The organism is Gordonia amicalis NBRC 100051 = JCM 11271 (assembly GCF_000332995.1).
Classification (GTDB): domain Bacteria; phylum Actinomycetota; class Actinomycetes; order Mycobacteriales; family Mycobacteriaceae; genus Gordonia; species Gordonia amicalis.
Genome location: NZ_BANS01000007.1, coordinates 196384 through 211263 on the forward strand (window position 1 = coordinate 196384; position 14880 = coordinate 211263).

Consider the following 14880-nt stretch of genomic DNA (forward strand, 5'->3'; position numbering starts at 1 on the left):
GGAGGATTGGTGAACGCCGAACTGACCGCGTCACTGCTCTGGTTGGTCCCCGCGCTCCCGCTCGCCGGTGCGGTGATCCTTCTCCTCGGCGGTCGTGCCACCGATCGCTGGGGTCATCTGCTCGGTACCGCCGCGGCGATCGCGTCGTTCGTGGTCGGACTGGTGATGTTCGCCGGGATGGTGTCCCGCCCGGCCGACGACCGCGGGGTGACCGACACACTGTTCCGCTGGGTGCCGGTCGGAGACTTACAGGTGGACTTCGGTTTCCGCCTCGATCAGCTGTCCATGTGCTTCGTCCTCCTGATCACCGGTGTCGGGTCGCTGATCCACGTCTACTCGATCGGCTACATGTCCGACGACCCCGACCGCCGACGATTCTTCGGCTACCTCAACCTGTTTCTCGCGGCGATGCTCGTCCTCGTCCTCGCCGACAACTATCTCGGCCTGTATCTCGGCTGGGAGGGTGTGGGCCTGGCGTCGTATCTGCTGATCGGCTTCTGGCAGTACAAGCCGACCGCGGCGACCGCGGCGAAGAAGGCCTTCGTGGTCAACCGCGTCGGCGACATCGGACTCGCCGTCGCACTGATGATCATGTTCGCCACCTTCGGATCGGTCGCGTTCACCGCGGTCTTCGACGGCGCTCCCCAGGCCGGCGAAGGAACCCTCACCGCACTGGGTTTCGTGCTCCTGCTCGCGGCGTGCGGCAAGTCTGCTCAGGTACCGCTGCAGTCGTGGCTCGGCGACGCGATGGAAGGTCCGACCCCGGTGTCCGCGCTGATCCACGCGGCGACGATGGTGACCGCCGGCGTGTATCTGATCGTGCGCTCGGGTCCGATCTTCGACCTGGCACCCGTCGCACAGGTCGGTGTCGTGGTGGTCGGATCGGTGACGCTGTTGTTCGGTGCGATCATCGGCTGCGCCAAGGACGACATCAAGAAGGCGCTCGCGGCGTCGACGATGAGCCAGATCGGGTACATGGTCCTGGCCGCCGGACTCGGTCCGGCCGGCTATGCGTTCGCCATCCTGCACCTTCTCACGCACGGCTTCTTCAAGGCCGGCCTGTTCCTCGGTGCCGGATCGGTGATGCACGGGATGAACGACGAGACCGACATGCGACGCTACGGCGGACTCCGCAAGCTCATGCCGATCACCTTCGTCACCTTCGGCGTCGGCTATCTCGCGATCATCGGAGTCCCGCCGTTCGCGGGCTTCTACTCCAAGGACCACATCATCGAGGCCGCGTTCGGGGAAGGCGGCGCGAAGGGGCTGATCCTCGGTGGTGCAGCGCTTCTCGGGGCGGGTATCACCGCGTTCTACATGACCCGCGTGATGCTCCTGACGTTCTTCGGGGAGAAGCGGTGGCACGACGGCACGGATGCCGCTGTCCCGCATCCGCACGAGTCGCCCAGGGTGATGACCGGACCGATGGTTCTGATCGCACTGGGTTCGGTGGCCTCCGGCGGGCTGCTCGCGATCGGCGGGTCGCTCGAGCACTGGCTGGAACCGGTCGTCGGCGAACACACGGCCCATCATCTGATCCCGGTGTGGGCGATGACCGCGATCATCCTCGTCGTCGTCGCGGTCGGCGTCGCGATCGCCTACCGGCAGTACGCCACCCGGCCGGTGCTCGTCCTCGCACCCGAGGACGTGTCGGTGCTGACGGTCGCGGCACGGCATGATCTGTACGGCGACACGATCAACGAAGAGCTGCTGATGCGTCCCGGACAGCGCGTCACCGCCGGCCTGGTCGCCGTGGAGTCCGACGGCGTCGACGGTCTGACGAGTGGCGTCGGCGTTGCCGTGACCCGCACGTCGCGTCGAATACGCAGGTGGCAGAACGGTTATGTGCGGTCCTACGCGCTGTCGATGTTCGCCGGGACGACCCTGATCGTCGCGCTCGTGATGGCGGTGAACGTGCTGTGAACATCCCCTGGCTGACGATCCTCTGGTTCGCACCCGCGGTGGGCGCGGCCCTCGTTCTCGCGATACCCGCTAGCCGTCCCGCGGCGGCTCGATGGTTCGCCTTCGCCATCACGCTCGGAGTCCTCGTCGTGGCCGTCGGCCTCGCGATCGGATTCGATCCGGCCGGTGAGCGATACCAGTTCACCGAAGACGTGAGCTGGATTCCGGCGCTGGGAACCCGATACGCGTTGGGGCTCGACGGGATCGGCCTGGTCCTGATCCTGTTGACGGCCGCACTCCTGCCCCTGCTCCTGCTCGCCGGCTGGCACGACGCCGAATCCGCCGGGTCGCTGGACCATTCGGGCGGACGCGCCCAGAAGGGTCCGCACATCTACCTCGCACTGTTCCTCGCCACCGAGGCGATGGTGCTGATGAGCTTTGTCGCGCTGGACATCCTGCTCTTCTACATCTTCTTCGAGGCCATGCTCATCCCGATGTACTTCCTCATCGGCGGCTTCGGCACCGGACCCAACCGCTCCGACGCGGCGGTGAAGTTCCTGTTGTACAACCTGTTCGGCGGTCTGCTCCTGCTCGCCGCCGTGATCGGCGTGTACGTCGTCTCCGCACAGAACAGCGTCGGGGCTGATGGCGGCGGGACTTTCGCGCTCGGCGACATCGTGGCCGCGGTGTCGAGCGGCCAGATCGACGACACCACCGGCCTCGCGAAGTTGCTGTTCCTCGGTTTCATGTTCGCGTTCGCGGTGAAGGCCCCGCTGTGGCCTCTGCATTCGTGGCTTCCCGATGCTGCGGTCGCGGCCACCCCGACGTCGGCGGTGCTCATGATGGCCGTCATCGACAAGGTCGGGACCTTCGCGATGCTGCGGTTCTGCCTGCAACTGTTCCCGGATGCGAGCCGGTACTTCGCGCCGCTGATCTGCGGACTCGCGGTCGTCAGCATCGTCTACGGTGCGATCCTGGCCATCGGCCAGACCGACGTCATGCGCCTGATCGCCTACACCTCCATCTCGCACTTCGGTTTCATCATCCTGGGCATCTTCGTGATGACCGATCAGGGACAGACCGGTTCGGCGCTGTACATGGTCAACCACGGACTCTCCACCGCCGCCCTGTTCCTCATCGCCGGGTTCCTGGTGTCGCGCCGCGGCAGTCGGCTGATCGCCGACTACGGCGGGGTCCAGAAGGTCGCCCCCGTCCTCGCCGGCACCTTCCTCGTCGCGGGCCTGGCAACCCTGTCGCTACCCGGCCTCGCCCCGTTCATCAGCGAGTTCCTGGTCCTCATCGGCACATTCACGCGCTACCCGGTGGCGGCGGTCCTCGCATCATCCGCGCTGGTGCTCTCCGCGATCTACATCCTGTGGACCTATCAGCGCATGATGGGCGGCCCCCCGAAGCCCGACGACGTGCGGGTGTCGTCGATACGCGACCTCGCCGGCCGCGAGCTGGCCGTCGTCGTACCGCTCCTCGCGCTGCTCATCGCCCTGGGGGTCTATCCCAAGCCGATGATCGACCTGATCGATCCCGCGGTGCAGAGCACGCTCACCACGGTCGGGGTCACCGATCCCGCACCCGCGGTGGCGGACCCGGTCCCGATCCCGGCCCACGACCGGCCTGAGGGCCCCACCACCGATGCGGAGGCCCACCGATGAGTCCGTCCGTCGTTGCGCTGAGTTCGACGCCGCTGGCCGCGATCGAGACCCCGAGCGTCGAGTACGCGGCCCTGTCGCCCATGTTGATCGTGTTCGGCGCAGGTGTCATCGGGGTCCTGGTAGAGGCCTTCGCTCCGCGCAGGCTGAGGTACCCACTGCAACTCGGGCTTTCGCTGGGCGGACTCGTCGTCGCGCTCGCTGCGCTCGCCACCGTGACGGCCGCACAGACAGCGGACGGCTCGAACGGACAGTTCGCGATGTCGGGGGCCGTCGTTCTGGACCGCCCGACCCTGTATCTGCAGGGACTCCTGCTGATCATCGCGATCATCGCGGTCGGGTTCATCGCCGAACGTCGGCTCGAGCGGGTCGTCGCGCCGGTCACCATGCGTACCCTGGCCGGCGCCGCGGTCACCGACGATCAGTCCGGCAGAGCAGGATTCAACGGCGGGGGCGTCGACGCGGACATGTTCACCCCGTCCGGCGCCTCGGTCCCGAACACCGACGCCGAGTTCGAGGCGACTCGTGCCGGGGCGGTGACGACCGAGGTGTTCCCGCTGGCACTGCTGGCGGTCGGCGGCATGATGCTGTTCCCGGCGTGCGGTGATCTGCTCACCATGTTCATCGCGCTGGAGGTCTTCTCGCTGCCGCTCTACCTGTTGTGCGGGCTGGCTCGGCGTCGTCGGCTGATCTCGCAGGAAGCATCTCTGAAGTACTTCCTGCTGGGCGCCTTCTCGTCGGCCTTCTTCCTGTTCGGTGCAGCATTCGTCTACGGGGCGACCGGCTCGTTGAACCTGTCGACGATCGGTGCGTCGATCACCGACGTCGCCGGTACCGGTGGCGACACGACGCTGGCGCTGATCGGTCTGGCGATGCTCGCGGTCGGGTTGTTGTTCAAAGTCGGTGCGGTGCCGTTCCATTCGTGGATTCCAGATGTGTATCAGGGAGCCCCGACCCCGGTCACCGCATTCATGGCATCGGCCACCAAGGTCGCCGCGTTCGGTGCGCTCCTCCGTGTCTTCTACGTCGGTTTCGGGGCGCTACGCGATCAGTGGGAGCCCGCACTGTGGGCGGTGGCGATCGCGTCGATGGTCATCGCCTCGGTGATGGCCGTGACCCAGAACGACATCAAGCGGATGCTCGCCTACTCGTCGATCGCACACACCGGGTTCATCTTGCTCGGCCTGATCGCCTTCGACGATGCCGGGCTCGGCGCGACGCTCTTCTATCTGGCCGCCTACGCCTTCACGACCCTCGGCGCCTTCGCGACCGTGGCGGTGATCCGCGAACCCGACGCGGACACGAGCACGTCGGCGCGCACGGCCGCGGTCCACGGCACCGCCGCGACCGTCCGCAATCCTCATCTGTCCGGGCGTGAGGCGACCGATCTCACCCAGTGGTCGGGTCTGGGCCGACGGTATCCCTTGGTCGGCGCCATGTTCGCGGTCTACCTGCTGTCCTTCGCCGGCATCCCGCTGACGAGCGGCTTCATCGCCAAGTTCGACGTCTTCGCCGCGGCCGCCGGCAGCGGTAGCGGCGTTCTGGTGGTGATCGGTGTGATCAGCAGCGCGATCGCCGCCTACGTCTACATCCGCATCATCGTCGCCATGTTCTTCGACGACGTCCCCGCCGGCGAGGCACCGCACGTCGTGAAGCCCAGCATCCTCACCACCACAGGCATCGCGGTCTGCACGCTGGCCACCGTCGTGCTCGGCATCTTCCCGCAACCGCTGCTCGACCTCGCCGACACGGCCGCGACGTTCCTGCGCTGACCCGCAAACCCACCCCTTTTCAGCATTTCCACCCCCCTGCGAGGGGGTGGAAATCTCCATCCGTGGTGGGTTTGTGGAGCAGGTCGACGATGCCGTGCCATCCTGGAAGCCGTGGATCTCGTCAGGCACCTGCGGTTCTTCGTCGCCGTCGCCGAGGAGGGCCACTTCGGGGACGCGGCCGCCCGGTTGGAGATGACGCAGCCACCGGTGTCGCAGGGGCTGCGCCGCCTGGAGAGGGAACTCGGGGTTCAGCTCATCCGGCGCACCTCCCGCGGTGCGGAACTCACCGACGCCGGTCGCGACCTGTTACCCCGGGCACGACTCCTCATCGACGACGCGGCGCGGTTCCTGGGCGAAGCCCGACGCCTTCACGAGGGTTCTGAGGTACTGCGTTGGGGTGCAGTACCTCTCGCGGGGAGCGCGGCCGTCGCCGCTGTCGCACAACGCCTCGGCGACGTGTCGTCCGGTCAGGAGATGGTGAGTGCCGCGGCGGTGAGTCTGATCGAGCAGGTGTCGGCGGGCACGCTCGACCTGGCCATCGTCGACGCGCCCTGCGTCACCGGCACTCTCACCACCGGCCCGGTCGTCGTGTTCCGACGCCACGTCGTCGTGCCGGCCCGTCATCCGGTCACCACCGCAGCACGTCCCCGGTTGCGCCACCTTGCGGGCCTGGACTTCTGCCACCCGCCGCGCGCCGCGAATCCGCCGGCTCATGACCAGCTGATCGACCGCCTCCGCGAGTCCGGACTCGATCCAAGAATCCTGGCCGTCTCGTCCTCCGAGCACCTGGTGGCCGCGGTCGCCGGTGGCGGAGCCGTCGGCCTGACCGTTGACCCGGAACGTCTCGCGTCGCTCGACGGCGTTCGGTGTCTCCCCATCGGGCGCGACGCCACGGCGCTGCGACTCCGGGTCGTCTACCGGGAATCCGCACTCGCCGAGGTCGCGGACGTGTCAACGGCGGCACTGTGGAAGATCAGCAAGGCCGCCGGGTGAACCCAGAACCAGCTGAGCTGCCCCTACACGTGCGGAAGCGGGTCGACCGCGACGTCACGGAGACCCTCGCCGACGCCGGCTGTTCCGGCTGGATACATGCGACGACGATCGGCTCCCCACGGATCGGATACTCCTTCGACGCCGACGCTCCGGTCGTCCTGGCCTCGGTGTACAAGCTCGCTCTACTGATCTCGTTGTGCCGCAGCGCAGATCGCGGTGACATCGACCTGACCTCGTCGGTGACGGTCGACCCGACACAATGGGCACAGGGTCCGACCGGACTGGCCGCGTTGCGCGATCCGATCACACTGAGCCGGCGAGACCTCGCCACCTCGATGATGACCGTCTCCGACAACGTCGCCGCCGACGTCATCCTCGACGAGATCGGACTCGACCGCGTACGCGAGGACCTTGCAACGCTCGGTGTCGCGAACACCCGGATCGTCGGCGGAGTCGCAGAGCTACACCAGCGTCTCCAGCGGGAAACCGGGACAAGCACGGTGGCAGAGGCTTTCGCCGCGCTCGCAGACCCGGATGACGACACGTCGGTCAGCGCCTACGACGCCGCGTACTCCAGTTCGTCCACGCCTCGGGACTGCACGACGCTGCTGTCCGCGGTCTGGACCGACCACGCGGCGTCGAACGAGATGTGTGCGTTCATCAGGGACACCATGCGTCGTCAAGTGTTCACCTCGCGCCTCGCGTCTGGATTTCCGTTCCGACGGGTCACCGTTGCGGGCAAGACGGGCACCCTGGTCGCGATCCGCAACGAGATCGGCGTCGTCGAGTTCCCCGGTGAGTTGCCGGTCGCCGTCGCGGTCTTCACGTCGAGTGCACGGTCTGAGCCCGCACTGCCGCACGTGGACCGGGCCATCGGTGAGGTCGCCCGGACGGTCGTCACGGAGCTCCGCACTCCCGCTGAGTAGCGCGGCAACCTGCCCCGATAGCGTTTCGCTATGGCGTCATCGCGCGTCGTGACCTTGCGTGGGGAGGCTCGGGTCGGTTGTCTGGCCACATGCGTCGGTTGTTGGTGATCCTGAGTGTTCTCGCGGTGCTGGTCGGCACGTTGTCGGGGTGTTTCCTGTCGAAGGACTCGCCGGAGGACACGTTGCAGTCGTTCGCGGACGCACTGCAGCGAGGAGATGTCGACGCGGCCGCCGGGCTCACCGACGACCCGACGACGGCTCGCACGACGATCCGGTCGATCTTCGACGGTATGGGCTCCACCCCGAAACTGTCGGTCGCCGCCGACCTCGTCGACGACAAGAAGGTCACCGGAACGCTCGACCATCAGTGGCAGATCCGAAACACCAATACGGCCTACCAGACGTCGGTCGTTCTCGCCGAGACGGATTCGGGCTGGCGCGTCCGGTGGCAACCATCGGTCATGCACCGGCAACTCCGCGCGGGACAGTCCTTCTCGTACAGCGACGACCGCGCCTACCGCACACCGGTTCTCGATACCAATGCGCGCCCGCTGATGACGTGGCAGCCGGTGACGTTGATCAGTCTCGAACGGGCACAACTCGCTTCGGCCGAGACGTTGGCCCGTGCGCTGCGACCGGTCGAACCGTCGATGACGGCGGCCGGGATCCGCAAGCTCTTCGACGGCAACAACGCCCCGCGTCAGACCGTGATCAGGCTGCGTGAAGCAGATCTCGAACGTGTCCGGCGCAGCGTCGAGTCGACCGCCGGCGTGACGAACACCGAGCAGGGTGCGCTCCTCAGTGCCACCAGGGACCTCCATTCGCCCGCGATGTCGGGACTCGAGGACATCTGGCGTGGCGCGATCGACGCCACGGCCGGCTGGTCGATCCAGATCGTCGACAACGACGGCACTCCAACGCATCTCGTGGACTCCGCGCAACCGGGCACCACGCCGCCGATACGCACCTCCATCGACCGAGACATCCAGACCCGGGCACAACGCGCCGTCGACGGTGAACGACGTCCCGCGATGATCGTCGCCATCTCCCCGTCGACCGGCGGGATCGTCGCCGTCGCCCAGAACGACGCCGCCGACAGGTCCGGCGCGGTCTCCCTCACCGGCTTGTACCCGCCGGGATCGACCTTCAAGACCATCACCACCGCAGCGGCATTGGCCGCCGGGGTGGTGCAGCCGACGTCGCAGGTTCCCTGTCCCGGGCGCACGACGATCGAGGGACGAACCATCCCCAACGAGGACGACTTCGACCTCGGAACCGTCGCGCTGCCAACAGCTTTCTCCCGCTCGTGCAACACGACCATGGGAGCTCTCGCGAACAGACTCCCCGCCGACGGGTTGACCACGATGGCCCGCCGATTCGGCATCGGCGCCGACTACACGGTCCCGGGCCTGACCACCGTCACCGGACGAGTGCCCGTGGCCGACACCCCTGCCCTGCGCGTGGAGAACGGAATCGGTCAGGGCACGGTGACCGTCAGCCCGTTCGGTCTGGCGCTGGCCGAAGCGAGTCTCGCGCGGGGTGAGACCGTCACGCCCACGCTGGTCGAGGGACAGCGCACCACCGGCGACACCGAACCCGAACAGATTCCCGACGACGTGGTCCGTGCACTGCGAAGCATGATGCGCGACACCGTGACCCGCGGTACCGCCACCGCGTTGCAGGACATCCCCGACCTGGGCGGCAAGACCGGCACCGCCGAGTACGGTGACAACAAGAACCCACACGGGTGGTTCGCCGGTATCGTCGGCGACCTCGCCTTCGCGACGCTCGTCGTCGGCGGCGGGTCGTCGGCGCCCGCCGTGCAGGTCAGCGGCGAGTTCCTGCGTCCGCTGCGGTCATTCGGCGGATAGGCCGGCCAGTATCCGGGCCATCAGATAGCCGGACACGCGTAGCTCACCGTTGTTCCCGTCGCGGGGATAGTCGGCATGCCCGAACGCGCCTTGCCGCTCCACACCGTCGGCGGTGGTTCGATCGTCGACTTCGAGTTGCACGAGGTCGGTCGAGGTTGGCCGCGGACCGTTGGGGCCGACGGGCCCGAGGGACTGACCGTACGAGATGCTGTCGCTCTCGCCCTGCATGACGAACCCGTGACCGTCCTCGAGCCCCAGCTCGGGTTCGTCGTTCGCCTCGAATCCCGGAGAGCCGTAGAAAACGGCATCGTCGACCGGATGTCCGCCGGGGGTCTGCAGCGCCAGTCCTTGCGTCAGCGACCTGTAGGAGTGCCCGAGTGCGACGATGTGCGGGTCCGCCTTGTTCGACGTCGCATCGATCGCACGGTAGAAGTTCGCCAGTTCCGGCGCACCGTCGCTCGCCCGATCCTGTTGCGCCACTTCCAGCCACGACCATCCGGACGGACGGCTGCCGTCGGAGTCCGGCGGTTCGAAATCGAGCCACGAGACGGTGGCGACCCTCTCGTGTCCGCGTCCGGCGCGCTGGAGCTCGTCGAGCGTTTCGTCGCGCAGAGCTGCCGACTCACCCAGCATGGATCCGAAGCTGTTCCGGATGTTCGTGTTCAGTCCCGGCGTCGTGACCGAGACATGGTCGGCATCATCGGGATTGCCGATGGAGATCGCCGCCTTGCCCTGCTCCCCGGAGAACATGTCCATCACCAGCAGCATCCGACCATTCAGATTCGACGGGCTCCACTCGTTGTCGGCCATCAACTCCTGCAGCGTCTGCACATCCCGGATCTTCTTCCCGACCTGTTCGAGTTCGGCGTCCTCGTTGGTGAAGAGGCCGCCGAACCTGATCTGCCTCGTGAGCTGATCCCGACGATCCTCGAGCTGTCTCAGCACGTCGTCGAGCCGGGCGACGTTCGCAGCATGTCTGATCGGCGACGGGATGCCGTCGACGTTGCCCAGCAGATCCGGTCGGTCGCGTAACAGCTCCTGCTGTTGCTCGGGAGCCAGCGCGTCCCAGTAGGCATTCACCTCGTCGGGCGACTTGCCCGCCGGCGGTTCGAGAGGGGTGAGCCCGCCCTGTCCAGCCCCCGCCTTCGTCGCCTCTTCCATGCTCCCGGCATCGTTCGCGGTGATCTTGCCGTCGCGGATGGCGTCGAACACCCGCGCGGCATCGGCGTCGACATCGGTTGCCTGGGTGATGAGTGCCTTCACCGCGGTCTCCAGTGCCTTCCGCAGGTCCTCCCGCGCTTCGTCGTCCTCCGGGTCGGGTGTCGGTGCGGCGGTCACGGACCCGTCGTCGTGGATGGTCATCGACGCATCCGCGGCCTGCACCCGTAGACCGGCGAGTCGGCCTTGGAGGTGTTTGACCGCCGAGGAGGTCTCGACGGCGAGCTGCCGGGCCGCACCGAGGACTGCGGCTTCGTCGCGGAGGTCATCGACCGTGACCGCGTACAGCTGTCGGGCGGCGTCGGCCGCATCGCCGAACCAGCCCGGCAGCTCGCCGGCTGTCCGTAGCGCACCCTCGATCTCGCCGACGGTCGTCACGCGTTTCGCGAGGGAGTCGGCCATCGTGTCGAGCGCGCCGGTGTCCCAGGCGTCGATTCGGGCAAGATCCGTGGAGTCAGCCCGGCGACGAGGCGTTCGATCCGTCCGCGGCCGGCGGAGTCACCGCTTCCGCGGGGCCGGCGGGGAGCCTGCACGGCGTCCGGATCGACAGTAGCGCTGCCTCGAAGGTGCCGAACTTGACGGAACCGTTCTCGTCGTCGGAGAACCGGACCTCTCGGTCACCCGGCTGATTTCGTGTCCACGTCTCGTTCGTCAACCCCGCCGCGGCAGCGGCAGAACGCACGATCTCCACGGCTCGGGGCCACTGCTCTTCGCTGATCGGCACCGGGGATGTCCGACGGTCGAGCTGGACGGTCCTGCCGTCGGTCTCCAGCCACTCGCCCGAGCAGGGGTTCCGGTAGTCCGGGAACAGGTTGTCCGGCGGATTGGTCGATTCGAACCTCACGCCGGGCGCGATCACCTCGACCTGCTCGACGATCGCCTCCCGCATGGCGCGGAAATCATCCAGGGTCGCTTCCAGGCTCGGTAGCCCGCGAAGCTGCCCGTTCAACTCCGCCACTCTCGCCGCGGACACGTCGTCCGACGGTCCGAACGTCGCTTCGTCCACCGCGGAGCACCCCCCTCCACACAGAACGGCCGCGAGTACCACCGCAACCCATCCCGCACGCATCACGTAACCCCCGACCGGCTCTGCGGGTAGCCTGCTACCTGCACCAGAAACATACTTCAACGCACGGGGGTGCCGGTATGTCTGCTCACGAGTCAGAGGTCGATCCCGAAGTTCTGTGGCACTCCGCCCGAACCATCACGACGACCGCCGACCTTGCGGAGACCCATCTCAAGAGCAGCGATGCGGCGGTGGCCTCGTGCGGTCGCGGCTGGTCGACCATGGCGTCCGCGGGCTTCGACGAGTTCGTGGACCGCTCGGACCGATTCACCAGAGACCTGTTGCAGAAGCTCGCGGACCTCGAGCAGAGCACCCGGGCTGCAGCCGCACAGTACGAACGCACCGACGCCGCCAGTGGTCGGGAGATCGCCGCGACCGCTGGAGATTCCCGTCTTTTGAACCTCTGAACCTTGACCGCCGGCGTGTCATCGGCTCAGATGAAACGCATGGGCGACGAACTGTTCGAGCACAAGACCAAGACCACGCTGACCCGCGAAGAAGCGGCCCAGCGGCTTCGCGACCTCGCCGATGCGATCGCCCGGCACAATGAGGTGTCGTTCGTCGCCAACAACAAGACCGTGCGAATCGACGTCCCCCCGCAGGTCAAGCTCAAGGTCGAGTTCGAGCGCGGCGAGAAGGAATCCGAGATCGAGATCGAGATCTCCTGGTAGCCCCGCTCCCGACCGCCGATGCCCGGTCGGATTCGGTCCAGTCCTCGGTGATGCCTCTCGCCGATCGGCTCGACGACGCCAGTACCCACACCGCGCCGCCCAACGCGTAATCGTCGACCTGCGCGCTCGCGTCGAGGAGCGTCGAACCGACCCGCTCGGAGTCGGCGATCCTCGTCGTCAGAACAAATGCCCCGCGACTGAGGCGTCGAACACAGCAGGAACAATCCCGCTTAGTTGCGTGTTACAACCTTCACGTCTGCCTTTAGTTGCAGCTTTCAACAATTTGCCGTCCACGTGCGCGAACATCGCCGGCAGCACGCGGACGCGTACCGCGGAGGTATCAGAGTATGAGCGCACCCGCCGCCGGGCCGGTGGAGGTCGAGGACATCCCGATGACCCATCGCCAGCGAATCGAGGCACTGGTCGGCCTCCTGCTGGGGATGTTCGTCGCCTTCCTGTCCTCGACCATCGTCTCCAATGCACTGCCGACGATCATCACCGATCTGCACGGCACACAGAACCAGTACACCTGGGTGGTCGTCGCGACCCTCCTGGCGTCGACCGCCACCACCCCGATCTGGGGCAAGTTCGCGGATCTGGTGAGCAAGAAGCTGCTGGTGCAGATGTCACTGGCCCTGTTCACCATCGGATCCGTCCTCGCCGGGACCTCGCAGTCCGTCGACATGCTCATCGGGTTCCGTGTGATCCAGGGTCTGGGTCTGGGCGGTTTGCAGGCGTTGGTCGTCATCGTGGTGGCAACCATGTTCAGCCCGCGTGAGCGCGGTCGCTACCAGGGTCCGATGGCCGCGGTGATGTCGGTCGCCACGGTTGCAGGTCCGCTGATCGGCGGGCTGATAGTCGACACCAGTTGGCTCGGCTGGCGCTGGACCTTCTACGTCTGCGTGCCGCTCGCCGTCGCGGCACTGCTGGTCATCCAGCGCACGCTGAACCTCCCCGTGATCCGCAAGAAGGTCAGCATCGACTACGGCGGCGCTGTCCTCATCGCCGCGGGTGTCAGCATTCTGCTGATCTGGGTGACCCTCGCCGGGAAGAGCTTCGACTGGGCGTCGGCGGCGTCCTACGCACTCGTCGCGCTGGGGCTGGTGCTGCTGGCGGCCGCGGTGTTCGTCGAGTCGCGGGTGAGCAGCCCCATCATCCCGTTGCATCTGTTCCGCGATCGCACGACGACGCTGGCCACGCTGGCAAGCGTCGCCGTCGGTGTCGCCCTCTTCGGTGGTGCGGTGTTCCTGGGTCAGTACTTCCAGGTCGCCCGCGGCTACTCGCCGACCGCGGCGGGCCTGCTCACACTCCCGATGATCATCGGCTCGATGGTCTCGGCGACCATCTCCGGACAGATGATCACCCGCTTCGGACGCTGGAAGGTCTACCTCGTCGCCGGTGCGGCGCTGATGACGGTCGGCTTCGGACTGCTGGCCACGATCGACGCGCACACCGACATGAGGATTCTGGGTGTGTACCTGTTCGTCCTCGGTATCGGTATGGGTATGACGATGCAGAACCTGGTGCTGGCGGTCCAGAACAACGTCAGCCCCGCGAACCTGGGTGCGGCCACCTCGACCGTCACGTTCTTCCGTTCGCTCGGCGGCGCGTCGGGTGTGTCGGTGCTGGGTGCGGTCCTGTCCAGCCATGTCTCCGACCTCATCGCGCAGGGGCTGAGTGCAGTCGGCATCAACGCCGGGCAGACCGGCGGCTCGCAGGCCGGCTTGTCGAACCTGAACGAGTTGCCCGGCCCGATCGCCGATATCGTCCGCGGCGCGTACGGTGATGGCACGGCCCGCATCTTCCTGGTCGCCGGAATCATGGCGGCGCTCAGCCTCGTCGCCATCTGTTTCATCAAGGAGGTCGCCCTCAAGACGATGAGCAGCGATGAGGAGCGCCGGGCCGAGGCCGCCGCGGCCGCACTGACCACAGAGGACACCAGTCCGCGATGAAGACGATCGCGGTCGGGCTCGACCACAGCCAGGAGTCGGAAGCCGCCGCACGATGGGGTGCGGCGGCTGCCGTCCGTCGCGGCGGGCGGCTGCTGCTCGTCCACGGATACGCTCCTGCGGGCGCCGCACAGGGCCTGGCCGAGTTCGACATCGAGAACATTCGCGATGCCGCGCTCGCCCGGGCGGACGCGGTCGCGAATTCCCTTCGCGCCGACCATTTGCAGCTACGGGTGGACACGCTCGTCAGGCCAGAGCTCCCGGTCCCGTTGCTGCTGCAGGTGTCGGAGCACGTGGACCTGCTGGTCCTGGGGCACCACCGCGCGAACTGGCTGGAACGACTCACCTCCGGAAGCGTCAGTGCGATTCTCACCGCACGGTCGAAATGCCCCGTCGTCACCGTGCCTTTCGGCAATGTGTGCTTCGACGGCCCGGTCGTCGTGGCGGTCGACGTCGACGCGCCGTCGGATCAGGCCATCAAGACCGCCTTCGAGCGGGCACGCGACATCGGCCAGCGGGTGACCATCATCTGCGCGATACCCGACGACGCTGCGCCAGAACAGATCTCCGATGCGTACGCGCGCGCCGACACCCTCCTGGACCCGTGGCGGCGGCAGTACCCGGACTGCCCCGTCAACGTTCAGCTCGTCAACGGCGATCCCCATCGCTCGCTCGCCGAAGCCGTGCCGCAGGCGTCACTTTTGGTGATCACCCGACCGCGCGCCGGTACCGCCTTCCCGGTCTGGACCACCTCGGTGACCCGCGCCGCCCATCACGCGGCGCGACACCCGATCGCGGTGGTCGATCACTCCGCGTCCTGACTTCCGAGAGTTCGGATCAGCCCACCT

The 14880-nt window shown here is 67.1% G+C and carries 12 protein-coding genes; 10 read left to right on the forward strand and 2 right to left on the reverse strand.

Going from position 1 to position 14880, the window contains the following annotated elements:
• Positions 1–9: 9 nt before the first annotated feature.
• The 6 genes from nuoL (at position 10) to GOAMI_RS04480 (ending at position 9128) form a co-directional block, all read left to right on the forward strand.
• Positions 10–1923 (forward strand): NADH-quinone oxidoreductase subunit L, encoded by a 1914-nt coding sequence (gene nuoL, locus GOAMI_RS04455; RefSeq protein ID WP_006435198.1) that lies wholly within the window; start codon positions 10–12, stop codon positions 1921–1923.
• A complete protein-coding gene (locus GOAMI_RS04460) occupies positions 1920–3569 on the forward strand; it encodes an NADH-quinone oxidoreductase subunit M (RefSeq protein ID WP_006435199.1) in 1650 nt (549 codons plus the stop codon). Before nuoL ends, GOAMI_RS04460 begins: the two co-directional genes overlap by 4 nt.
• Positions 3566–5338 carry an NADH-quinone oxidoreductase subunit NuoN gene (nuoN, locus tag GOAMI_RS04465; RefSeq protein WP_006435200.1) on the forward strand — a complete coding sequence of 591 codons (1773 nt, stop codon included), beginning with the start codon at positions 3566–3568 and terminating at the stop codon, positions 5336–5338. Before GOAMI_RS04460 ends, nuoN begins: the two co-directional genes overlap by 4 nt.
• 111 nt (positions 5339–5449) lie before the next feature.
• The gene (locus GOAMI_RS04470; RefSeq protein ID WP_006435201.1) at positions 5450–6331 is read left to right on the forward strand and encodes a LysR family transcriptional regulator; all 882 of its coding nucleotides are present in this window, start codon (positions 5450–5452) and stop codon (positions 6329–6331) included.
• Positions 6328–7257: a serine hydrolase gene (locus GOAMI_RS04475; protein WP_006435202.1), complete on the forward strand. Its 930-nt coding sequence runs from the start codon at positions 6328–6330 to the stop codon at positions 7255–7257. The genes GOAMI_RS04470 and GOAMI_RS04475 overlap by 4 nt, the downstream gene beginning before the upstream one ends.
• Before the next feature lie 89 nt (positions 7258–7346).
• The gene (locus tag GOAMI_RS04480) at positions 7347–9128 is read left to right on the forward strand and encodes a penicillin-binding transpeptidase domain-containing protein (protein WP_006435203.1); all 1782 of its coding nucleotides are present in this window, start codon (positions 7347–7349) and stop codon (positions 9126–9128) included.
• On the opposite strand, the gene GOAMI_RS04485 is transcribed toward GOAMI_RS04480, so the two are convergent.
• Entirely contained in the window at positions 9114–10748 is a 1635-nt protein-coding gene (locus GOAMI_RS04485; protein ID WP_006435204.1) for an alpha/beta hydrolase, read from the reverse strand. The two genes, GOAMI_RS04480 and GOAMI_RS04485, sit on opposite strands and share 15 nt — an antisense overlap.
• Positions 10749–10800: 52 nt before the next feature.
• Positions 10801–11352, reverse strand: coding sequence for an LppA family lipoprotein (locus tag GOAMI_RS04490; protein WP_232513049.1), 552 nt, complete (start codon positions 11350–11352; stop codon positions 10801–10803).
• A gap of 140 nt (positions 11353–11492) precedes the next feature.
• Here GOAMI_RS04490 and GOAMI_RS04495 point away from each other — a divergent pair, with 140 nt between their 5' ends.
• The 4 genes from GOAMI_RS04495 to GOAMI_RS04510 all read left to right on the forward strand — a co-directional run bounded on the left by GOAMI_RS04495 (position 11493) and on the right by GOAMI_RS04510 (position 14853).
• Positions 11493–11819: a WXG100 family type VII secretion target gene (locus GOAMI_RS04495; RefSeq protein ID WP_006435206.1), complete on the forward strand. Its 327-nt coding sequence runs from the start codon at positions 11493–11495 to the stop codon at positions 11817–11819.
• A gap of 39 nt (positions 11820–11858) precedes the next feature.
• Entirely contained in the window at positions 11859–12083 is a 225-nt protein-coding gene (locus tag GOAMI_RS04500; protein ID WP_006435207.1) for an amphi-Trp domain-containing protein, read from the forward strand.
• 347 nt (positions 12084–12430) lie between these two features.
• A complete protein-coding gene (locus tag GOAMI_RS04505) occupies positions 12431–14035 on the forward strand; it encodes an MFS transporter (protein ID WP_006435208.1) in 1605 nt (534 codons plus the stop codon).
• A complete protein-coding gene (locus tag GOAMI_RS04510; RefSeq protein WP_006435209.1) occupies positions 14032–14853 on the forward strand; it encodes a universal stress protein in 822 nt (273 codons plus the stop codon). The genes GOAMI_RS04505 and GOAMI_RS04510 overlap by 4 nt, the downstream gene beginning before the upstream one ends.
• Positions 14854–14880 lie beyond the last annotated feature (27 nt).